The following is a 21,096-nucleotide window of genomic DNA, read 5'->3' as shown; positions in this document are numbered from 1 at the left end:
GACGGCAGAAAAGCGAACCGAGACGAACCCCAGCGTCCTCTTTTACTCGGCGACCAACCGCTCGGCGTAACCGTCGAGCATCGATTCGACGTACTTCGCCACCACGTCGACCTCGACGTGAATCGGGTCGCCGACCGCCTTTTCGGAGAGCGTCGTCAGGTCGTAGGTCGTCGGAATGATAGCCACGGCGAAGGTGTCCTCGCGGCGGTCCGCCACAGTGAGGCTGATGCCGTCGAGACAGACCGATCCCTTCTGGACGACGTAGTTCGCCAGCGACTCGGGGAGGTCGAACTCGAAGAACCAGTCGTCGCCGACGCGCTCGACGTTCGTGACAGTCGTCGTGCCGTCGACGTGGCCTTGGACGATGTGGCCGTCGAAGCGGTCGTCGGCCGCGAGGGCGCGTTCGAGGTTGACGCGGTCGCCTTCGACCACGTCGCCGAGGTAGGTCTTCTCGACGGTCTCCGCCGCGAGAAACACCTCGAACCAGTCGTCGCCGAACGCCTCGACGGTCAGGCAGACGCCCGAGACCGCGATTGACTGGCCGTGGTGGAGGTCGTCGAACGCAAGGTCGGTGCGGATGCGGAGGCGGCGACCACCGTCGGTGTCGGTCACGTCGACGATTTCGCCCGGCCCCTCCACGATTCCCGTGAACATACCCGCGCTTCGGACGGGCGAACTTAATGCCTATCGTTTCCGTTTTTCATCACGTTTTCGTGACACTCTCGCCCATACAATTTTACCGTCGTCGTCCGGAGTGTCGGTATGGACGTTCTGGCCCGACTGCGGAGCAGTTTCGTCACCGGTCTCATTCTCGTCACTCCGCTGGCCGTGACCGTGTTCGTCCTCCAGTTCGCGTTCAATCGCATCACCGCCGCGCTTCGCCCGGTCGTCCGCGAGGTGACGCCCTTCCTCGCCGGGGCGCTCAACTACTCCGGCGACATCGTGTTCATCTCGCAGGTGCTGTCGGCGCTCATCATCGCCGTGGCCATCTCGCTTCTCGGCTACCTCGCGTCGATAAGTCTCGGCCAGCGGCTCTTCGGGAGCTTCGAGCGCGGCGTTCGACTTCTGCCGCTCGTCCGCACTATCTACTTCGGCGTCCGGCAAGTCTCCGAATCGCTCACCGAACCCACCGCCGGCTACGACCGCGTGGTGTTGGTCGAGTACCCACGGGAGGGCCTGTTCTCCGTCGGTTTCGTCACCAACGAGGCACCGCCGTCGGTGTCGGCGGTGTCCGACGACGACCTGTTTACCGTGTTCGTCCCGAACAGTCCGAACCCGACCGCCGGGGCGCTCATCATGGTCTCGCCCGAGGAGATTCGCGAACTCGACATGCCGGTCCGCCGCGGCCTCCGTCTGCTCGTCACCACGGGGCTGAGCGTCGACGACCCCGAGACGCTCCCCTCGGGGCCGGCGGCCTACGACCCGTCGAACGGCGACGGCGTCCGGTCGGAGTCGGAGCAGCGACGGAGCGCGGGCGAGACGCAAAAGCGAGCCGAGTGAGTCGCCACGGCGGCCTCACAGCCCCCAGATGAGGGCGATACCCGCGGTCGTGACGACCGTGAGTAACAGTTGGAGCGGCGCGCCGACGCGGAGGTAGTCGGTAAAGCGGTAGCCGCCGGGCCCGTACACCATCAGATTCGTCTGGTAGCCGATGGGCGTCATGAACGCCGTGCTCCCGCCGAAGGTGACCGCGAGAGCGAAGGCGAAGGGGTCGGCACCGAGGCCGAACGCGGTGTCGATGGCGACCGGCAACAGGAGAACGACGCTCGCGACCGGTGTGATGACGTTCGCCAACAGCCCCGTGAGCAGGTAGAACGCGGCGACCACGGCGACGACCGGGAGGTACACCGCCGCGACGCCGACGAGGTCCGAGAGGAGTGCGACGCCGCCGGTCAGTTGGAGCGCCCGCCCCAGTGGGATGACGCCCGCGAGCAGGAAGATGACGTTCCAGCTCACCGCGTCGTAGGCGTCGCTCGCGGACAGACAGCCGAGCGAGACCATCGCGGCGACACCACCGAGCGCGGCGATGGCGATGGGGACGACGCCGAGCGCGGCCAGTCCGATGACCGCCGCGATGACGGCGAACGCGCGGAACGCCGTGGGCGACAGCCCGCCGTTGTCCTCGATGAACTCGTCTGCGACCTCGCTCGTCACGACGAAGTCGCCGCTGTCGCGGAGGTACCGGGCCGTCTCGTTCGTCGTCTGGAGGAGCAGCGAGTCGCCGACGCGGAGGTCGACGTCCCGGAAGTGCTCGCGGATGAGGTCGCCGCCGCGCCGCCGGACCGCGAGCACGGTCGCGTCGTACCGCTCGCGGAGCCGCGCCCCACCGATAGTCTCGCCGACGAGGCCGGACTCGCGGGGGACGACGAGTTCGACGAGCGCCACGCGGTCGGGGCGGTCGAGTTCGGCGTCGGTGACCGACGCGCGCGGGAGGAACCGCAGGTCCGCGAGGTCGCAAAAGCGCCGAATCGTCGCCGGGTCGCCCCGGATGGTCAGGATGTCCCGCGCCTCGACCTCGCGGTCGGAGTCGGCGGCGATGAAGTGTTCGCCGCCGCGGAGCACGTCGAGGATGTCCACGTGGAGGTCGCGGTAGGTGTCGTCGGAAATCTCGCCCGCGGGGATGCCGACGAGCGGCGACCGCGAGGGGACGAGCACGCGGGCGAGAAACGGCTCGACGCCGTAGTTCCCGGTTCGGTTCCCGGGTTCGATTCGCTCGGGCAGGAGTCGCGGCGCGACCGTCAGCAGGTAGCCCGCGCCGACGACGAACACGACCGCCCCGAGCGGCGTGAACGTGAACATCGAAAACGGCGGCAGTCCGGTGGCCTCGGCGTAGGCCTCGCTGGCGACGAGGTTCGTCGCCGTCCCGACGAGCGTGAGCGTGCCGCCGAGCATCGAGGCGTACGAGAGGGGAATGAGGAGCTTCGACGGCGAGACGTTCGCCTGGTCCGCGAGGTCGGAAACCATCGGAATGAACACCGCGACGACCGGCGTGTTGTTGACGACGCCCGCGATGGGGCCGGTGAGTCCGACGACCGCCCCGAGCAGTCGGCTCTCGCTCCCGTTCGTAAACGAGGCGACCGCGTCACCGAGGACGCGAATCGCGCCGGTCTGTCGAACCCCCTCGCTGAGGGCGTACATCGAGAGGATGGTAATCGTCGCGGCGCTCGAAAACCCCGACAGCCCCGTCTGGAGGTCGACCCGCGTCCACGGTTCGAGGACGACGAGCGCGACGATGACGCCGATGGCCGTCACGTCCGGCGGGGCCGCCTCAGTCACGAACAGCGCCATCGTGACGACGACGAGAGCGAAGACGACGAGCATCCCGGACGTGACGGCGACCATGCGGGCAGTCGATTCGGAGGCGGCTTAATGCTACCCCGCGTGACTGTCGGTCGCATCGACGGGTCGGTGGCTTCCGGCGAGCGGACGACCACGAGTCGCACCCGCTTGTCGGTCGCGACGCTTTTACTCGCTCGTGGTGTAGCCACGGGCGATGCGACTCGGAATCCTGGAGATGGTTGGTCTCGGTGCGACCCTCATCTTCGCCATCCCCGTCGGCGTCTTCGGACTCACGCTCCTCGGCGACGGGCGGACCGTCTTCGGCGGCGCGATGCTTCTCCTCGCGGTGCTCATGGTCGCGCTCCCGAAGTTCCTCACCATGCCACAGGACATCCCCTCGCTCGCGGCCGAGAAAGTCATCGGCGGCGTCGCAAAAGAGCCGGACGAAGACGAATAGCTACCAGCGACTCGGGTCGAGACCGGTCGGCGCGTCGCCGAGCAGTCGCGGCCCGTCTTCGCCGACGACCAGCACGTCGGTCAGTTCCACTCGCCCGTGGTCCGCGTGCGTGACCGCGGCGCGGACCCGCAGGACGTTGCCGGCGACGAGTTCTCGGTCGCCGTCGAGCGGCGGGTCCTCGCGGGCCGCGAGGCCGATGCCGCCGCCCACGTCTCTCGTCACCTCGTCGGCCATCGAGAAGCCGAACGCGGCGGTCTCCGCCCGGAGTTCGCTCCCGAGGAAGCCGGCGTCGTCGCCGGGGTCCGCTTCGACCAGACTGACCTTTCTGGCGGCGTCGCAGGCGACGTGCGCCCGGCGCTCCCACCCGCCGTCGGGGTCGACGACGAACGTGCGAGCCAGTGAACCGCGGTAGCCCACCGGCCCGCGCGGGCCGACCGAGACGACGATGGGTTCGCCCGGCCGGAGTTCGACCGGTTCGCCCCCGTCGCCTCGGGTTCCGGCGCGAACCGTCGTCGCGCCCGCAGAGTCGACGCCCTCGGCCGCGAGCGTCGCGTTCACCTGTCGGCGGAGTCGCTCGGTGGACAGCGGCGCACCGTCCCAAGAGAGGACGGGTTCGCCGTCGCTGCCGTCATCGTCGTCGCCCTCGCCGCCGTTCCCCTCACGGCCGCTGTCGGCGTCGCTGGCTTCCTCCACCGTCGCCGCCGACAGTATCGCGGCCGCGCGACCGATACCGCGGCTCGCGGCGCGCTGGGCGGCCTCGATGGCGTCGCGCTCGGCGTCGTCTTTCACCGCGCGGGCGTCTGCGACCGCCGGGGTCGACGCGAGGTCGTAGCCCGCCGCTTCGAGGTGGAGCGCGGCGTCGTGCGGAATCGTCCGCGGCGCGAGGACGGTCCCTTCGGAAGCGCCGAGTTCCGCGAGGACGGCCGCGGCGGCCTTCCCCGGGGGTCTGTCGTCGACGCGGACCGACGCGACCGGGAGCGACGGCGGTTCGACGGTCGAGGGGACTCGGAGATGTGTCTCGCCGGCGACGCGGACGAACACGAGGTCGCAGTCGAAGCCGCGGCCCGTGAGGTAGCGACTCGTCGGGTCGGAGCCGCGGGAGACGGCGACGAAGCCGACGGCGTCTCGCTCGTCGACGGCAGCGTCGATAGCGTCGCCGCCGCGAGGTCTCCCTCGCACGGGACGTTACGCCTCGGGTTCGGGCGCGGGCGGTTCCTGCGCGTCGTCGACGAGTTCCTGCGCAGGCTCCTCGCGAATCTCGTTGTGGAGGAGGACGCTGATGGGGAGCGTCGGTGCGCCGGTGACGAGGTTCTCGAGGACGATGAGGCGCTCGCGGGCGCGGGACATCCCGACGTAGAAGACGCGGCGCTCGTTGTCGGTGATGAGCGGGACGGGACTCGTCGTCGCGGTGAACTCCTCGATGCCGCGGGCTTCGAGCTCCTCGTCGGAGACGGAGGCGGCCATCTGCTCGACGACCTTCTCGGTCAGGTCGGTCGCCATGAACACGTGGTCGGCCTCGCGACCCTTCGCGGAGTGGATGGTGCCGACGCGGACGCGACTGGGGTCCATCCCCTCGTAGTCGCCGCCGAAGTACGCGTTGACGGACTTGCGCTGGAAGCTCGTTACCTTGCGGACCATGTCGCTCGCGGACGCGCTGTCGGGGGCGAACGGCGCGAAGTTCTTGATTTCCTTCGGCGTGAACTCGATGTTCGTGATGTCGTCGACGCCGACTTCCTCCTGTCTGTCGTCGATGGCGTCGAAGAGGTCGTCGCGGTCGTTCGTGCCGAACGCGGAGTCTTGGAGCATGTCCGCGAGGCGGCGCGCCTCCAGCCCGTTGACGGGTTCTTCGGCGTCCAGCGCCTCGACCGCGCGGACGTACTGCGTGAGCCGGTCGGTCCACATGCGCTGGTCGGTCAGCGTCGAGAAGGGGATGCCCGACGGGAGGAACTCGTCGATGAACTGGAACATCTGGTATCGCGCGCGGAACAGCACCATCACGGTGCCCTCGTCTTTCTCGACGGTGTAGCGGACGTTCCGGGCGAGTTCGAGCATCGACGGGCTCTCGACGGCCTCGACCGCGCCGCCTTCCTTGCGCGGCTTGAGGTCCTTCTCCTGTCGCTTGTCGATGTGGCGAATCTCCCGGTTGACGACGTTGAGGACGTTCGACGGGAGCCGGTAGGAGTTCGGCAGAATCTCGTCGTTGTCGCGTTCGGCGTCGAGGAGGAGGTTCGGGTCCGCGCCCTGCCACGCGTAGACGACCTGGTCGTCGTCGCCGGCGATGAGGACGCCCCGCATGTGGGGCTTCCACTCCTCGTACACGTCGTACTGGAGGGTCGTGATGTCCTGGAACTCGTCGATGACGAGGTAGTCGACGTTGGGGACGAGGGCGCGCTGCTTGACGCGTTCGAGCATGTCAGCGAATCCGACGAGCCCGTTTTCGCCCTTGTAGGCGCGCCACGCGCGGATGGCCTCGGGGATGTCGATGCGGTCGTCGTCGGACGGCCACGTCGGCGTGTACTTGTTTCCTTCCTGCGCGTTCGGGTCGACTTCCGGCGGGAGGCGGACCTCCTCGACGTTCCACTGGAACGGCACGTCGTACCAGTCGGACACGTCGCGGCGGGTGCGCTGGAGCCACTGGCTCGTGGCGATGACCTTGTTCCCGATGGTGGTCGAGCGGGCGGTCCGACGGCCCGCGCCGCCGTACTCGTCTTCGAACTCGATGCCGTAGTCCTCGCAGAACTCCTGTTTGTCGTTCTCGCCGACCACGTCGTTCCGCGAGAGGCTCAGCAGTTCGTACGCCTTCGCGTGCATCGTCGAGACGTTCCCCTTCAGCGACCGCGGGTTGATGTCGAGTCGCTCCGCGAGCCGGTCGCGGACCTCGGCCGCCGCGGCTCGGGTGTAAGAGACAACGAGAATGTCGCGGATGGTGACGCCGTCTTGTTCGAGAATCTCCTCGACCTTGTCGAGCAAGGCCGTGGTCTTCCCGCTTCCCGGGCCGCCGAACAGCCGGGTGACGGTCACGTCGGATTCGCTCATTGTGCACGTTCACGGCCTTATCGGTGATAAGCGACGTGCTTCGGACGAGGGCGAACGCGCCCGGAGCAGTCGTACTCGCCGGGCGTTCGCGGACGGCTCACCGAACGGGTGAGAAACCGTCGAGAACAGGTGCTTGTGGCTTGGTCAGTTCGGACGCGTCAGGCCTCCGGCACCCACCCGCAGACGGAGCAGGTTGCCGCGCCCATGTCGTGCAGGGCCCCGCAGTCGGGACACTGCAGCTTGTTATAGGATCGGTCCCAGCGTACCGGTTCTGTCTCGTGACCGCGGTCGGTCAAGAACTGGTCGAACAAGTCGTCACTGGGTGCTGAGGCCATACGTGGTATGATATGACATACCCCTATTTAGTTCCTGCGACGACTCCGAATAGTCGAAAATCGGATGACTGCGGCGGACTGTCAGCCTCGCTTACAGGTCGTACAGCGCCCCGTATTTCGACTCGACGTAGTCGAGGAACGCGTCGGCGGCGAAGTCTTCACCGGTGGCTCGCTTCACGAGGTCGTTGGTCTCGTAGCGCCGGCCGTGTTGGTGGATGTTCTCGCGGAGCCACTCGCGGAGGTCGCCGAACTCGCCGTCGGCCAGTTTCCCGTCGAGGTCGTCGATGTCCGCCTCGGCGGCCGCGAACAGTTGGGCGGCCATGATGGAGCCGAGCGAGTACGTCGGGAAGTAGCCGAAGTTGCCGTACGCCCAGTGGATGTCCTGCAGACAGCCCTCGGAGTCGGTGTCCGGCCGGATGCCGAGGTACTCCTCGTACTTGTCGTTCCACGCCTCGGGCACGTCCTCGACGGCGAGGTCGCCGGCGATGAGTTCGCGTTCGAGTTCGAACCGGATGACGATGTGCAGGTGGTAGGTCAGTTCGTCCGCCTCGACGCGGATGAGGTTGTCGTCGTACACCTGATTGGCCGCCTCGTAGGCCTCCTCGACCGTCGCGTCGACCTCGGGGAACCGGTCTTCGAGCGTCGGCAGGAAGTGCTGCCAGAAGGCGCGCGAGCGCCCGACGTGGTTCTCCCAGAGCCGCGACTGCGACTCGTGGACCGAGAGGTTGCGGTTCTCGCCGAGCGGCGTCGCGTAGTGCTCGTCCGGCAGGCCGAGCGTGTACAGCGCGTGGCCGAACTCGTGGACGGTCGAGAACAGCGACCCGAGCACGTCGGAGTCGTCGTAGCGGGTCGTCACGCGGGCGTCGAACTGCGTCCCTGACGAGAACGGGTGCGGCGCGGTGTCGAGGCGGCCGCGCTCCCACGGGTAGCCGAGCGTCGAAAGCGCGTCGCGGACGAGCGCCTCCTGGTCGTCCTCGGGGAACTCGCCCTCGAAGGCGTCCACCGCGAGGTCCGTGTCGGACTCGCGGATGTCCTCTATCATCGGGACAAGCACCTCGCGCACTTCGGCGAGAATCTCCTCGGCCTGTTCGAGGGGGAGACACGGCTCGTAGTCCTCGAACAGCACCTCGTAGGGGTCGCGGTCGGGGTCGATGTGCTCGGCGTACTGCCGCTTCAGTTCGACGTGCTTCTCCAGATGCGGCGCGAATTTCTCGAAGTCGTCTTCGGCCTTCGCCTGCTTCCACGCCGGGATAGCCTCCGACGACGCCGCGGAAATCTTCTCGACGAGGTCGTTCGGCACGCGGGCCGCCCGCTCGTAGTCGCGGCGGAGTTCGCGCAGCACGTCGGCCTGCTCGTCGGTCGGGTCGTCGGCCTCGGCCGCGTCGAGGAGGTCGCCGAACTCGTCGTCGGTCAGGAGTTCGTGGCTCAACGCGGAGAGCGCGGACATCTGCTGGGAGCGCGCGGGTGTCCCCTCGTCGGGCATCATGACCTGCTGGTCCCACGAGAGGATGCCGCCGGCGTTCTCGACGTTGGCGATTCGCTTGTACTTCTGGAGGAGTCGGTCGTACGCCGACTCCGAGTCGGATTCCGCGGAGGACTGTGCCATGGTACGAACGGTGGTCTCGGAGGCGTATTAAATCGCAGGAGCCGGTTATTCGTGGTGGGCTTTTGATATACGGTTGTACCCAGTCGCTCTGCTGACGCCGATGAGGTCGCGACCGGCACCAGCGATGTCGAAGCCGCGACCGACGACACCGCGAAAGCCCCCGCGAGCGACGGCTCCCGCGGCGACGCGCGCTCCTCGGCCTCCGGCCTGCGGTGCTCACGCCGCCGGGGTTCGCCCTCGCTCGCGGCCCCTTTCAGTCCCGCCCGGTGGGTGTTCGGGCGTCGTCGCAGTCGGGGTTGGCGACTCTCACCAGCCGTCCACGAGCGCGCGGTACGTCTCGTAACACCGCGCCAGCACGTCGAGCGACACGCTCTCGTCTTTCGTGTGCGCCTCGCCGGGTTCCGAGGGGCCGTAGACGACGCAGGTCGTGCCCGCCTGCGCCAACCACCCCGCGTCGGTCGCGTGGGGTTTCGTCGTCTGCTCTGGGTCCGCGTCCCCGCGGGCCTCGTGGACCGACTGGGCGACGTCGAGGACGCGCTCGGCGAAGTCGGCGTCGTCGCACGCCATCGGCGGGAGGTCCTGTTCGACGACCCACTCGACGCCCTCGATGTTCTCCGTCAGCGCGAGGTCGGCGAAGCCGCCGGGGACGGTCCGCTCGTCGACGGTCACCTCGCAGCGGTCGGGGATGACGTTCCACGCGCTCCCGCCGTCGATTTCGGTGACGGCGATGCTCCCCGAGACTGGATGGCCGAGAACCTCGGCGTCCGGAACCGAGAGGCCGCGGACCACGTCCACGGCGTCGGTCGCGCGGTAGACGGCGTTCTCGCCGCGCTCGGGTTCGCTGGCATGGCAGGCGGTCCCCGACGCGACGAGGGTGCTCGCCCGGCGGCCCCGGTGGGCGACGACCACGTCCGTCCGGTCCGGCCCGGTGTAGTTCGTCGAGCCCTCGGCGACGACGGCGTAATCGAGTTCGAATCCGTCGTCGAGGGCCGCGCGGACGCCCTCCCCGCCGATTTCCTCGCCGACGAACGAGGCGAAGACGACCTCGGACTCGGCGTCTGCGGCTGCGTCGCGGAAGGCGAGCATCGACGCGGCGACGGCCCCTTTCATGTCCGCCGCCCCGCGGCCGTAGAGTCGGCCGTCGCGGGTCTCGACCACGTAGTCGCCGCCGTCGGTCGTCTGCCGGTCGGCCGGTGGGACCACGTCGTGGTGGCCGACGAGCGCGAGCGACTCGCCGACGCCGGGGTTGGCACGGGCGACGACGTTCCCCGCGTCGTCCCTAGTCACGTCGGCGTCGGTCTCCTCGCGGAGCCACGATTCGATGCGGTCGCCGACGGCGGTCTCGTCCTCGTGGCTCGGCACCGACACGAGGGCCGCCGTGAGGTCGCGGAGTTCGTCCATGCCGGCCCGTCGGCGGGTCGCCTCAAAAGCGTGTGGCGTCCGGCAGTCCGCGCGCGGACCAGACCGAGGTGCTGTCCTCGCGGGCGGCCGACCTTGACGGACTCGTCGGGTCGTTCGAGGTCGTCGATGGGAAGCGACCCGTCGTGCCGAGCGACGACTGAGTCGAGGTCGCAGGACGCGGGGCGCGGAACGCGGGCCGCGGTACCACCCGACGCCCCGCCGGCGGTGTCACCGCTTTTATCTACAACCTTATCCGTCACCCGCCCAAACTCACGCGCATGAAGATAGTGCCGGACACGAGCGCGGTCATCGACGGTCGCGTGTCCGAGCGAGTCGACGACGGCACCTACGAGGGTGCCGACGTACTCGTCCCCGAGGCGGTCGTCAGCGAACTCGAATCGCAGGCCAACGACGGCCGTGACACGGGCTGGGAGGGCCTCTCCGAACTCCAGCGCCTCGCCGAGTTCGCCGACGACGGCGTCATCGACCTCAAGTACGTCGGCCGTCGCCCGAGTTCGGGCGAGACGAAAGGTGCCGGCGAGGGCGATATCGACGCGCTCATCCGCGACATCGCCACCGAGCGGTCGGCGACGCTCCTGACGAGCGACGTGGTGCAGGCCGAAGTGGCGCGAGCGAAGGGCGTCTCGGTCGAGTACGTCGAGGCCGCGGTCCGCGGCTCCGGCGGGCTCATCATCGAGCGCTTCTTCGACGACCAGACGATGTCGGTCCACCTCAAGACCGACACCCGCCCGAAGGCCAAACGCGGCGCGGTCGGCGAGATGCACTACCAGCCCATCGCCGACGAACCGACCGACGAGGCGACGATGAAAGAGTGGGCCGACGACATCATCAACTCCGCCCGCGCCGCCACCGACGGCTTCGTCGAACTCTCCGAACCGGGCATGGACATCGTCCAGTTCCGCGACTACCGCATCGCGGTCGCCCGCCCGCCGTTCGCCGACGGCATCGAAATCACCGCCGTCCGGCCCATCGTCAAGACCGAACTCGACGACTACGAGTTCGCCGACGAACTCCGCGACCGACTCGCCGAGCGCCAGCGCGGCGTCCTCATCGCCGGGTCGCCCGGCGCGGGGAAGTCCACGTTCGCGCAGGCGGTCGCCGAGTTCCTCAACGACAGCGACTACGCGGTCAAGACGATGGAGAAGCCACGCGACCTGCAGGTTGGCCCCGACATCACCCAGTACACCGCCCTCGGCGGCGACATGGCGAAGACGGCCGACTCCCTGCTGCTCGTGCGCCCGGACTACACCATCTACGACGAAGTCAGAAAGACCGAGGACTTCTCGGTGTTCTCCGACATGCGTCTGGCGGGCGTCGGCATGGTCGGCGTCGTCCACGCCACCCGCGCCATCGACGCGCTCCAGCGCCTCGTCGGTCGGGTCGAACTCGGCATGATTCCGCAGGTCGTCGACACCGTCGTCTACATCGAAGATGGCGAGGTCCACACGGTGTACGACGTGCGGACCGAGGTGAAGGTCCCCGAGGGCCTCTTCGCGGAGGACCTCGCCCGCCCGGTCATCCAGATTCGGGACTTCGAGACCGGCACGCCGAAGTACGAGATTTACACGTTCAACCGGCAGGTCGTCACTGTCCCGCTCGGCGAGGGCGGAGAAGAGAAAGAAAGCGGCGTCTCCCGGCTTGCGAAACAGGAGATCGAACGCGAGATTCGCTCCATCGCCCGCGGCCACGTCGACGTCGACCTGAAGGGCCAGAACCGCGCGGTCGTCTACGTCGAGGAAGACGACATCTCCTACGTCATCGGGAAAGGCGGCGGCCGCATCTCGGACGTCGAAGACCGCCTCGGCATCGACATCGACGTGCGGACCCACGACGAGAAGCCCTCGTCGTCGGGACAGCACGCGGGCGCGAACGCCGGCGGACAGTCCGGCGCGTCCGGTTCCGGCGGCGGGGCCGGTGAGGGCGTCGTCGTGACGCCCGAGGTCACCTCGCGGCACGTCATCGTCCGGATGGACGGCCACGTCGGCGAGACCGTTGAGGTCCGTGCGGACGACGAATACCTGTTCACGGCGACGGTCGGCCGCGGCGGCGACATTCAGGTCTCGCGCGGCAGCGCCATCGCTGAGGAACTGGAGAACGCTATCGATAGAAAACAGCAGATTACGGTCGTTCCGGCCTAGGAGAACGGCCGAATCGTCGTTTTCGTCGGTCGGGTCTCGACCGGGTCGACACGTCGCAACTGGTCTCTTCCGACACCGACTGCGAAGCGTGCGGTGGTTCCGCGGCGGTTCTGATTACTCGGCGCAGCAGGCCTTTTCCTTGCCGCCGTCGGCTTTGGCCTGCGCCTGCTGCGGCGCGAGATCGGTCAACTGATAGAGGTTCTGTCGGGCGTCGGCGAAGTAAACGTCCTCGTCGACGATACCGATTCCCTCCAGTCGTTCGAGCGCGTAGCGAACGGTTCGCGCCGAGAGCATCGACTCTTCGACGATGCCTTTCTGGGTGAGCGGACCGTTGTATTCGAGCACTTTGAAAACAAGCTTCGCACTCGGTGGGAGGTCGTCGAGACTCTCCTCTTCTGTTCCAGCCATCGTTACGAATCGAAACGCGCTACCAGCATAAACCTTGTTGGCCCGCGACCGGCCGACAACGCTTTATCCGCGCGGCGGCGGCAGGAACGAACGCCTTTTGACGCCGGATGTCGCAGGGAAACACATGGCCACGGAAACGCAGACCGGTCTCTCCAGTCATATTCGAGGAGTGACGGTCACGACACTCGCCTGCCTCGCTGGCATCGCCGCCGCGGTGCTCTCCGGGGCTGTGGTGGGGACGAGTCCCGAGGCCGCGACCAATCAGTTGGCCGTGGGTATCCTCGGGGCGTCCGTCCTCGTTCAGTTCCCGGTGCTTCGCGCCGTCGGCGTCGACGTCAACGGGTTCGGCGCGAAGGACTACATCTACGTGGTGTTCATGACCTTCGCGCTCTGGTTCATCACGTTCGCCATCCTCCTGACTTCGGGTGTTCAGATATAACGATGGCCGACGATAGTATCGCCGTCGTCGACTTAGACCGGTGTTCTCCCGACCGCTGTAGCTACGAGTGCTCGAACTTCTGTCCGCCGAACCGGACGGGCAAAGAGTGCATCACGCTCCGCGGCGAGGACGCCGAACAGGGCGGTCCCGACCAGGTGCGTATCTCCGAGGAAATCTGCCTCGGCGAGACCTGCGGCATCTGCGTCGAGAAGTGCCCCTTCGATGCAATCGAAATCATCAACCTCCCCTCGGAACTCAACGAGGACCCGACCCACCGCTACGGCGAGAACGCCTTCTCGCTGTACGGGCTTCCGGTCCCCGAGTCCGGCTCGGTCACGGGTATCCTCGGACCGAACGGTATCGGGAAGACCACGGCCGTCCGCGCCCTCGCGGGCGAGATGGTCCCTAACCTCGGCAACTACGACGAGGAGCCGACGTGGGAGTCCGTCCTCGACCGCTTCCGCGGGACCGAACTCCAGAACTACGTCGAGCGGGTCCGGGACGGCGAGGTTTCCATCGCGCGCAAGCCGCAGTACGTCGACCAGATTCCCAAGCAGTTCGACGGTTCTGCCCGCGACCTCTTGGAGGCGACCGACGAGCGCGGCGCGCTCGACTCCTACATCGACCGCCTCGACATCGGTCCCGTCGTCGACAACGACATCGAGACGCTCTCCGGCGGCGAACTCCAGCGGGTCGCCCTCGCGGCGACGCTCGCCCGCGACCGCGACTTCTACTTCCTCGACGAGATTTCGCCGTACCTCGACATCGGCCAGCGCGTCACCGCCGCGCGGCTCATCCGCGAACTCGCGGAGGAAGAAGACCGCGCGGTGCTCGTGGTCGAACACGACCTCGCAATCCTCGACCTGCTCGCCGACACGCTCCACGTCGCCTACGGTGAGCCCGGGGCGTACGGTGTCATCACCGACCCCAAGTCGGTCCGAAACGGCATCAACGAGTATCTGAAAGGGTACCTCTCGAACGAGAACATGCGCATCCGTCCGGAGGCTATCACCTTCGAGGAACACGCGCCGCGCGAGACGACGAAGGCCGAACCCCTCGTCGAGTACCCCGAACTCGCCAAGTCCTACGGCGACGGCGAGTTCTCGCTCGACGTGGAGTCCGGCACCATCTACAACGGCGAAGTGCTCGGCATCGTCGGCCCCAACGGTATCGGGAAGTCGACGCTCGCACAGCTCTTCACGGGCGACCTGACACCCGACCTGGGCGAGCTCGACTTCGCGCTCGACATCTCGTACAAGCCGCAGTACATCGAAATCGACCAGCCGATGCGGGTCGACGCGTTCCTCTCGTCTATCACCGACCAGTTCGGTTCGTCGTACTGGAACACCGAAATCGCGAACCCGCTCCAGCTCAACCGCATCATGGAGCGCAACCTCACCGACCTCTCCGGTGGCGAGCGCCAGCGCGTCGCCATCGCAGCGTGCCTCTCGCAGGACGCCGACCTCTACCTGCTCGACGAGCCGTCGGCCCACCTCGACGTGGAACAGCGCGTGCAGGCCACCTCGGCCATCCGCCGCTACGCCGAGAACCACGACGCGACGGTCATGGTCATCGACCACGACATCTACATGATGGACCTGCTCGCGGACCGCCTGATGGTGTTCGACGGCGAGCCGTCCATCGAGGGCCACGCCTCGAAACCGCAGGAGATGCGCGACGGCATGAACGACTTCCTGTCGGACCTCGACATCACGTTCCGCCGCGACGAGCGCACCCAGCGCCCGCGCATCAACAAGCCCGACTCGCAACTCGACCGCGAGCAGAAGCGCGCCGGCGAGTACTACTACGCCGAATAGCGACTCGGTCGCCCGCGTTTCCACCCCTCCGTTTCTCCGTTCTTCGCTCCCACACCTCCGGTTACACGCCGCGCCGCGAGTGACTCCGATGTTACTACGTGCGTTTTCACGGTCACGCTCGAAGACGGAGGTATGACGAACGATTCCCCATCCGACGGTTCGCTCACGGACGACACCCACCTCGGTCGGGTCGCGCTCCGCGTCGGCTCGCTCGACCGCGTGGTCCCGTTCTACCGCGACGTGGTCGGTCTCGAAGTCGAGCGCGAACGCGACGGCTCGCGGGCGGTTCTCTCGGCCGGTGAGACTCCCATCGTCGTCCTCGACGAAGCCCCCGACGCCCCGGAGCGCGGCCGCCGCGAAGCCGGGTTGTTCCACCTCGCGGTTCGCGTGCCCGACCGGGGCGCGCTCGGCGACGTGCTCTCCCGCGCCCGAACCCGCGCCAGCGACGCCGGCGCGACCCTCTCCGGCGCGTCCGACCACCTCGTCAGCGAGGCGCTGTACTTCCGCGACCCGGAGGGCAACGGCGTCGAGGTCTACCACGACCGCCCGCGCGAGGAGTGGCCGTGGACCGACGACCGCCGGGTGTCGATGGACACGCTCCCGCTGGACCTCGGGTCGCTCGCCGACGACGCCGACGGCGGGGACCGCGCGCCCGACGGCACCGACCTCGGCCACGTCCACCTCGAAGTCACGAACGTCCCCCGTTCGCGGGACTTCTACGTCGATGCGCTCGGCATGCGCGTCCGCGACGAGGGTTACCCCAACGCGTCGTTCGTCGCCGCCGGCGAGTACCACCACCACGTCGGCCTGAACAGTTGGAACAACCGGAGCGCCCCGGCCGGCGAGAGCCGCGGCATCGAATGGTTCGAAATCGTCGTCCCCGACGCCGAGACGCTCGACGCGGTCCGCGAGTCGCTCGTCGCTGCCGGCCACGAGTTCGACGAGGTCGAATCCGGCGACGGTAACGCGGCCGACGCGACTGACGCGGCCGCCGCGGCCACCACGACCGAGTCGCTCGCCCTCTCCGACCCCGACGGAATCGGCGTTCGCGTCGTTCGCGGACGCTGACGCGTCGGTTTCCCCGAACGAATCGTTTTGTCGCTGGTCGCCTAACGGGACGGTATGATATCGAGCGATTCGAGCGAGCGCCGTCGCGGGCTCACCCTCCAGAGCCCGGCGTTCGACGACGGAAGCCCGATACCCCGCACGCACGGCTACGCGACCGAAAACGAGAGCCCGCCGCTCCGAATCGGCGGCGTTCCCCCGGGAACCGTCTCGCTCGCGCTCGTGATGGACGACCCCGACGCGGTGAAGCCCGCGGGCAGGGTGTGGGACCACTGGCTCGTCTGGAACATCGACCCCGAGACCGACGCCATCGAGGCGGGTGAGACGCCGCCGGGCGCGGTCGAGGGAACTAACAGCTACGGCGAACCGGGCTACGGCGGCCCGAACCCACCGGACGGTGAGCACGCCTACCGCTTCCTGCTGTACGCGCTCGATGCACCGCTGGACCTCGACGCGGGCGCGACGAAGGCCGACCTGAAGCGCGCCATCGCGGGACACGTCATCGCCGAGACGCAGTTAATCGGGACCTACGCGCCCTGAGCCGGTCGTTCCGCGAACTCGGGCGTCACCGACCGCCGTCGGACTCGACGACTGCGCCCGACCCCGCGCCGCTATCACCGTCGCTGTCGTCGCCCGCCCGAAGCGTCACGTCGTAGCCGAAGGCCCGAATCACGTCGAGGTTCGTCCGCACGTGGTCCGTGACGGCGGGAATCCGCACGCGACCCCCGGCGAGGGCGACCCAGACGAGCAGTTGGTCGGCCATATGGCGGTCCACGGGCGCGTCGCCGCGGAGCCAGTCGAGGAACGACGCGGCCGCCCGCGACCCGACTGCTTCGGCCGGCGTGCCGCGCTCGCCGTAGGCGTCGAAGCCGGCGACGAGCGACGCGGAGCCGTCGCCGCCTCTCTCGTCCTCTCCGCCCCGCGCGACGACGACCACGACCGACCCGGGCGAGTCGCTTTCGACCGACGAGACCGAGGCGTGAACGGGGAGTTCGACGCCGGCCTCGGCGAGCGCGTCGCGGACGCCCTCGACCTGTCGCTCGGCCACCGCGGCGTCCGCGAGCGACTCGCTCGCGACCGAGTAGACCCGGAGTTCGTCGGGTTCCGTGCGGCGGGACAGCGCCAGCGGCGTCGGCTCGGCCGGCTTGATGCGGAGCGAAAGCCTGCCGCCCCCGGCCGGGTAGAAGCCGCGGCGAGGCACCGAGACACCGAAGTCGACGCCGAACGCCGAACACAGCGGGCGCTTCGCGTACCGGAGGTAGTCCGCCGGCGGCGACCACCGAACGTCGGTGCCGCCGGTGACGGCGAGCGAAAGCGGGTCGTCGAGAGCGACGGCCGCCGGAAGCACCGTCTCGCAGACGAGCGTCGCGCTCCCGGCGGTGCCGACGGCAACCTCGACCGAGTCGGTTCGGATGTTGCGGGGGGAAAAGCGGAGCCTCGATGACCCGACTTCCCCGCCCTCGACCTCGGCGTTCGAGACGGCGGCGGCGACGGAGACGCAGGCGACGTGCTGGGCCTTCAGCCCGGGCGTCGAGCGATTTCCGCGGACGTTCGTCATCTCGAACGGCTCGCCGGTGACGAGCGAGAGCGCGAGGGCGGTTCGCAGGGGTTGACCGCCGCCGTCGTGGCCGTCGAGTCGGCGCATTCAGCGAACGACGGTGACGGGGCAGGACGCCCGTTCGACCAGTTCCTTGGCGACGCTGCCGACCAGTCCCTCGTAGCGCTTCGAGAGGCCGCGGTGGCCGACGAAGATGCCCTCGGCGTCCGCCTCGTCGGCGTAGGTCGGAATCGCCTCGACGGGGTCGCCGTAGAGGAGTTCCGTGGTCGCTTCGACGCCCGCGTCGGCGGCGCGTTCGGCGGCCGCTTGCAGGACGTGTTCGGCGCGCGATTCCGCGTCTTCGAGGCTCTCGGCGACGATTCGGTCGCCGGTTCTGGCGACGCCCGCGACGGGCTCCTCGCCGCCTTCGACGAGGACCTGCGGTTCGACCGCGTGGACGATGGTGACCGTCGCACCCAGCGGTTCGAGCATCGTGAGCGCGTGGTCGAGCGCTCTGTCGGCGGCCGCAGAGCCGTCTACTGCAACGACGAAGTTCATACCTGAATACAGGTGCCGAGACGAGAAAAAGGGTGAGACGAGACAGACCGAACCGAGACTCGCGCTCGGAGAACTAGTGAACGAGCCGACTGCAGGTGCCGCAGAGGTTCTCTTCTTTCACGTCCACCTCGCGGACCGTCGGCGAGAAGGACATGACGCACTTGTTGTTGTCGCAGTGTTCGAGGCCGAGGGTGTGGCCGATCTCGTGGACGACCTCCTTGCGAACGCGGTCTGACAGCACCTCGTCGGCGGGCTTGTTCGTGATGCCGCCGTCGGTTGAGGTCTGGAGTCGGTAGGTGGAGATGACGGAGCCGTTGCCGTTGAGGTACGCGAGGCCGAAGACGTAGTTTCGGCGGCGGTAGTAGAGGTCCTTCTCCGTGATGCCGATGTTCTTCTCGCCGCGGCCGATGCGACTCGCCAGTTCGATGAACTGCTCGGCCCGGTACTGGTTTCGGCTCCGGTCGAACGCGCCCTCGGGTATCGCCTGATTCGAGTGCACGGTCACGTCGCAGTCGTAGACGGAGCGGAGTCCGGCGGATGCCTCCCGCTTGACGGCCGCAGAAATATCCCCGATAGGCACGATATCGACGAGCATGCGAGGGATTAAGCGGGGACGCTTCATAAATATCCCGACGTGAAAAAATCGCTGCGCGACGCGCTCGTCGCACGGTTGTCGGGGTACGACCGCGCGGTCGAAGTCGGCGTCGGTCGGGAGTCGTCGGTGGCGGCTGCCCTCGCCGACCGCGGGGTCGACGTGGTCGCCGTCGACGTGCACGACTTTCCCGTCCCCGACGGCGTCTCCTTCGTCCGCGACGACGTGTTCGCCCGCGCCGACGCCTCCGACCTCGGCCCCTACGCCGACGCCGGCGTCGTCTACGCCCTGAACGTCCCCGTCGAACTCCACCGGCCCACCGCGGAGGTCGCCCGCCGCGCCGACGCCGACTTCCTGTTCACCACGCTCGGCTACGACGAGCCCTCGATTCCGGTCGCCCGCGAGTCGCTTCCGGGCGATACCCTGTACGTCGCCGAGCGCGGACGGCGGGGCCAGCGCGTCGGGCGGGACTAGCCCGCTCGGGCCCAAGAGTAAGGCACTTGCCCGCTCGCCGCGCGGTTCCGGTATGCACGCGGACGCTGTCGTCCTCGATATCGACGGAGTGCTCGTCGACGTCGCCGACTCCTACCGGCGCGCCATCGTCGAATCCGTGGACCGACACTACGGCACGACCATCTCCCGCGACGAGGTCCAACTGTTCAAGGACGCCGGCGGCTTCAACAACGACTGGGAACTGACGTACGCGGCGGCGCTGTACGTCCTCGCCGCCCGCGAAATCGACCTGTCGGTCGCCGAGTTCACCGACGAAATCGAGTCCCGCGGCGGCGGCCTCGACGCCGCCGAGGCGACCGTCGAAGCCCTGCTCTCCGACCCGAGCGTCGTCTTCGACGAGTGGGACCCCGAGGCGCTCCGCGAGACGTTTCAGGCGCTCTACCTCGGAAGCGACTTTTACGGCGACCTCGAAGGCGGCGAGCCACCGTTCGAGGCCGCCGGCTACATCCACGACGAACCCGTGCTCCTCCGCCCGGAGACGCTCGACGCCCTCGGCGACCGCGAACTCGGCGTCGTCACCGGCCGCCCCAGCGCCGAGGCCGACATCGCGCTCGACCGGGTCGCTCTCGACGTGGCTGACGACCACCGGTTCACGATGGACGACTGGGAGGAGGGCAAGCCCCACCCCGCCGCGCTCGTGACCGTCGCGGAGCGCCTCGGAGCCGACTCGGTCGTCTTCGTCGGCGACACCCTCGACGACGTGAAGACGGCGCTGAACGCCGACGCCGCGGACCCCGACCGCGTCTACTACGGCGTGGGCGTTCTCTCCGGCGGCCTGACCGGCGACGACGGCCGACAGAAGTTCTCCGAAATCGGCGCGGCCGCCGTCGTCGAGGACGTGAACGAAGTTCCGGACCTGCTCGACTGATGGTTCAGACGCAGACTCCGACTCCCGTTTCGCCGCCGGAGGGCCGCTGATGGGACACCTCCGTGCCTTCGTCGTCACGCTGCTCGCGCTCGACGCGCTCGTGGTCGTCGTCGGGACGTACCTCCTCCCGCCGGACCCGTTCACGCAGTTGTTCCTCGTCGGGCCGCTCCTGCTTTTGGCCCCGGTGGTCGCGTGGTGGCTCGTCTACCGCGACGGCTTCGAACGGGTGCAGGCGCTCTTCGAGTCCGACGACGAACGTCCGTAGCTCCTCCCGCTCTCGAACACAGGCAGAACCGACCGGTCGCACAACCCTTTAGGTCGGCTCGGTCCGGAGGTGTGAGTATGCGAATCGCACTCCTCGGTGGGACCGGCGACATCGGCGAGGGCCTCGCCCTCCGCTGGGCCTACCACACCGACCACGAGGTCATCATCGGGTCGCGCGACCCCGACAAGGCCCGCGCGAAGGCCGACGAGTACGAGACCGAACTCTCCAGCCGCGGCCGCGACGTGAAGGTAAACGGCTTCACGAACGAGATGGCAGCCGACCGCGCCTCCGTGGTCGTCCTCGCCGTGCCGCCGTACCACGTCTCCGACACCGTCGAGGCCGTCGCCGACTCCCTGTCCGAGGGCGACGTGCTCGTCACGCCCGCGGCGGGCATCAAGCGCGACGACGACGGCTTCCACTACCACCCGCCGAAGGCGGGGAGCGTGACGGCGCTCGTCGCCGACGCGGCCCCCGACGACGTGCCGGTCGTCGGCGCGTTCCACAACCTCGCGGCCGGCCGACTGGCCGACCTCGACGCCGACCTCGGCATCGACACGCTCCTCGTCGCCGACGACGAGGACGCCAAGGAGACAGTGCGCTTGCTCGCCGAGGGCATCGACGGCCTCCGCGCCCTCGACGGCGGTGGCCTCGCCAACGCCCCCGAAATCGAGGCGGTGACGCCGCTTCTCATCAACGTCGCACAGAACAACGACGGCCTGCACGACCTCGGCATCGAGTTCAAGTAGCGCCGTTCGACCCGC

General features: G+C 68.3%; 23 protein-coding genes. 12 read left to right on the top strand and 11 right to left on the bottom strand.

Features of this window, described 5'->3' with window-relative positions:
• Nucleotides 1-42 precede the first annotated feature (42 nt).
• Nucleotides 43-654 (bottom strand): riboflavin synthase, encoded by a 612-nt coding sequence (locus tag C5B90_RS05665; RefSeq protein ID WP_115879773.1) that lies wholly within the window; start codon nucleotides 652-654, stop codon nucleotides 43-45.
• A 108-nt stretch (nucleotides 655-762) separates the two neighbouring features.
• On the opposite strand from C5B90_RS05665, the gene C5B90_RS05660 reads away from it, so the two are divergent.
• Nucleotides 763-1,500: a DUF502 domain-containing protein gene (locus C5B90_RS05660; RefSeq protein ID WP_115879771.1), complete on the top strand. Its 738-nt coding sequence runs from the start codon at nucleotides 763-765 to the stop codon at nucleotides 1,498-1,500.
• Nucleotides 1,501-1,515: 15 nt separating this feature from the next.
• Here C5B90_RS05660 and C5B90_RS05655 read toward each other — a convergent pair whose 3' ends face one another.
• On the bottom strand, nucleotides 1,516-3,342 hold the full coding sequence (locus C5B90_RS05655; protein WP_115879769.1) for an SLC13 family permease: 1,827 nt from the start codon (nucleotides 3,340-3,342) through the stop codon (nucleotides 1,516-1,518).
• A gap of 151 nt (nucleotides 3,343-3,493) precedes the next feature.
• On the opposite strand from C5B90_RS05655, the gene C5B90_RS05650 reads away from it, so the two are divergent.
• Complete coding sequence (locus C5B90_RS05650; RefSeq protein WP_115879767.1) at nucleotides 3,494-3,736, top strand: hypothetical protein; 243 nt, start codon at nucleotides 3,494-3,496, stop codon at nucleotides 3,734-3,736.
• On the opposite strand, the gene C5B90_RS05645 is transcribed toward C5B90_RS05650, so the two are convergent.
• The 5 genes from C5B90_RS05645 to C5B90_RS05630 form a co-directional block, all read right to left on the bottom strand.
• Entirely contained in the window at nucleotides 3,737-4,915 is a 1,179-nt protein-coding gene (locus C5B90_RS05645) for a M24 family metallopeptidase (RefSeq protein ID WP_115879765.1), read from the bottom strand.
• A gap of 6 nt (nucleotides 4,916-4,921) precedes the next feature.
• Complete coding sequence (locus C5B90_RS05640; RefSeq protein ID WP_115879763.1) at nucleotides 4,922-6,772, bottom strand: UvrD-helicase domain-containing protein; 1,851 nt, start codon at nucleotides 6,770-6,772, stop codon at nucleotides 4,922-4,924.
• A 158-nt stretch (nucleotides 6,773-6,930) separates the two neighbouring features.
• On the bottom strand, nucleotides 6,931-7,107 hold the full coding sequence (locus C5B90_RS21255; RefSeq protein ID WP_004973500.1) for an HVO_0416 family zinc finger protein: 177 nt from the start codon (nucleotides 7,105-7,107) through the stop codon (nucleotides 6,931-6,933).
• Between the two features lie 91 nt (nucleotides 7,108-7,198).
• The gene (locus C5B90_RS05635; RefSeq protein ID WP_115879761.1) at nucleotides 7,199-8,713 is read right to left on the bottom strand and encodes a carboxypeptidase M32; all 1,515 of its coding nucleotides are present in this window, start codon (nucleotides 8,711-8,713) and stop codon (nucleotides 7,199-7,201) included.
• 306 nt (nucleotides 8,714-9,019) lie between these two features.
• Nucleotides 9,020-10,114: a M20 family metallopeptidase gene (locus C5B90_RS05630; protein WP_115879759.1), complete on the bottom strand. Its 1,095-nt coding sequence runs from the start codon at nucleotides 10,112-10,114 to the stop codon at nucleotides 9,020-9,022.
• Nucleotides 10,115-10,146: 32 nt separating this feature from the next.
• Here C5B90_RS05630 and C5B90_RS21195 point away from each other — a divergent pair, with 32 nt between their 5' ends.
• On the top strand, nucleotides 10,147-10,275 hold the full coding sequence (locus tag C5B90_RS21195; protein ID WP_255566822.1) for a hypothetical protein: 129 nt from the start codon (nucleotides 10,147-10,149) through the stop codon (nucleotides 10,273-10,275).
• A 117-nt stretch (nucleotides 10,276-10,392) separates the two neighbouring features.
• Complete coding sequence (locus C5B90_RS05625) at nucleotides 10,393-12,273, top strand: PINc/VapC family ATPase (RefSeq protein WP_115879757.1); 1,881 nt, start codon at nucleotides 10,393-10,395, stop codon at nucleotides 12,271-12,273.
• 114 nt (nucleotides 12,274-12,387) lie between these two features.
• On the opposite strand, the gene C5B90_RS05620 is transcribed toward C5B90_RS05625, so the two are convergent.
• Entirely contained in the window at nucleotides 12,388-12,681 is a 294-nt protein-coding gene (locus tag C5B90_RS05620) for a helix-turn-helix domain-containing protein (protein ID WP_004044502.1), read from the bottom strand.
• Nucleotides 12,682-12,805: 124 nt separating this feature from the next.
• Between C5B90_RS05620 and C5B90_RS05615 the strand changes: the two genes are divergently transcribed.
• The 4 genes from C5B90_RS05615 (at nucleotide 12,806) to C5B90_RS05600 (ending at nucleotide 16,542) form a co-directional block, all read left to right on the top strand.
• Entirely contained in the window at nucleotides 12,806-13,120 is a 315-nt protein-coding gene (locus tag C5B90_RS05615) for a hypothetical protein (protein WP_115879755.1), read from the top strand.
• Nucleotides 13,121-13,122: 2 nt separating this feature from the next.
• The gene (locus C5B90_RS05610) at nucleotides 13,123-14,937 is read left to right on the top strand and encodes a ribosome biogenesis/translation initiation ATPase RLI (protein ID WP_115879753.1); all 1,815 of its coding nucleotides are present in this window, start codon (nucleotides 13,123-13,125) and stop codon (nucleotides 14,935-14,937) included.
• Nucleotides 14,938-15,069: 132 nt separating this feature from the next.
• Entirely contained in the window at nucleotides 15,070-16,005 is a 936-nt protein-coding gene (locus C5B90_RS05605; protein WP_115879751.1) for a VOC family protein, read from the top strand.
• A 54-nt stretch (nucleotides 16,006-16,059) separates the two neighbouring features.
• On the top strand, nucleotides 16,060-16,542 hold the full coding sequence (locus tag C5B90_RS05600) for a YbhB/YbcL family Raf kinase inhibitor-like protein (protein ID WP_115879749.1): 483 nt from the start codon (nucleotides 16,060-16,062) through the stop codon (nucleotides 16,540-16,542).
• Between the two features lie 25 nt (nucleotides 16,543-16,567).
• Here C5B90_RS05600 and rtcA read toward each other — a convergent pair whose 3' ends face one another.
• The 3 genes from rtcA to C5B90_RS05585 all read right to left on the bottom strand — a co-directional run bounded on the left by rtcA (nucleotide 16,568) and on the right by C5B90_RS05585 (nucleotide 18,692).
• Nucleotides 16,568-17,647, bottom strand: coding sequence for an RNA 3'-terminal phosphate cyclase (rtcA, locus tag C5B90_RS05595; RefSeq protein ID WP_115879747.1), 1,080 nt, complete (start codon nucleotides 17,645-17,647; stop codon nucleotides 16,568-16,570).
• Nucleotides 17,648-18,097 (bottom strand): universal stress protein, encoded by a 450-nt coding sequence (locus tag C5B90_RS05590; protein ID WP_115879745.1) that lies wholly within the window; start codon nucleotides 18,095-18,097, stop codon nucleotides 17,648-17,650.
• A gap of 73 nt (nucleotides 18,098-18,170) precedes the next feature.
• Nucleotides 18,171-18,692: an archaemetzincin family Zn-dependent metalloprotease gene (locus C5B90_RS05585; RefSeq protein WP_004969113.1), complete on the bottom strand. Its 522-nt coding sequence runs from the start codon at nucleotides 18,690-18,692 to the stop codon at nucleotides 18,171-18,173.
• 39 nt (nucleotides 18,693-18,731) lie between these two features.
• Here C5B90_RS05585 and C5B90_RS05580 point away from each other — a divergent pair, with 39 nt between their 5' ends.
• The 4 genes from C5B90_RS05580 (at nucleotide 18,732) to npdG (ending at nucleotide 21,081) form a co-directional block, all read left to right on the top strand.
• Complete coding sequence (locus C5B90_RS05580) at nucleotides 18,732-19,163, top strand: UPF0146 family protein (RefSeq protein WP_115879743.1); 432 nt, start codon at nucleotides 18,732-18,734, stop codon at nucleotides 19,161-19,163.
• 52 nt (nucleotides 19,164-19,215) lie between these two features.
• Complete coding sequence (locus C5B90_RS05575) at nucleotides 19,216-20,070, top strand: TIGR01548 family HAD-type hydrolase (protein ID WP_115879741.1); 855 nt, start codon at nucleotides 19,216-19,218, stop codon at nucleotides 20,068-20,070.
• Between the two features lie 49 nt (nucleotides 20,071-20,119).
• Complete coding sequence (locus C5B90_RS05570; protein ID WP_008577104.1) at nucleotides 20,120-20,335, top strand: hypothetical protein; 216 nt, start codon at nucleotides 20,120-20,122, stop codon at nucleotides 20,333-20,335.
• A gap of 77 nt (nucleotides 20,336-20,412) precedes the next feature.
• Complete coding sequence (gene npdG / locus C5B90_RS05565) at nucleotides 20,413-21,081, top strand: NADPH-dependent F420 reductase (RefSeq protein ID WP_115879739.1); 669 nt, start codon at nucleotides 20,413-20,415, stop codon at nucleotides 21,079-21,081.
• Nucleotides 21,082-21,096: the final 15 nt, after the last annotated feature.

Source organism: Haloferax sp. Atlit-12N, from assembly GCF_003383095.1.
Classification (GTDB): Archaea; Halobacteriota; Halobacteria; order Halobacteriales; family Haloferacaceae; genus Haloferax.
The sequence above is the reverse complement of the archived record's forward strand: the minus strand, read 5'-3'. Positions and strand labels throughout refer to the sequence as shown.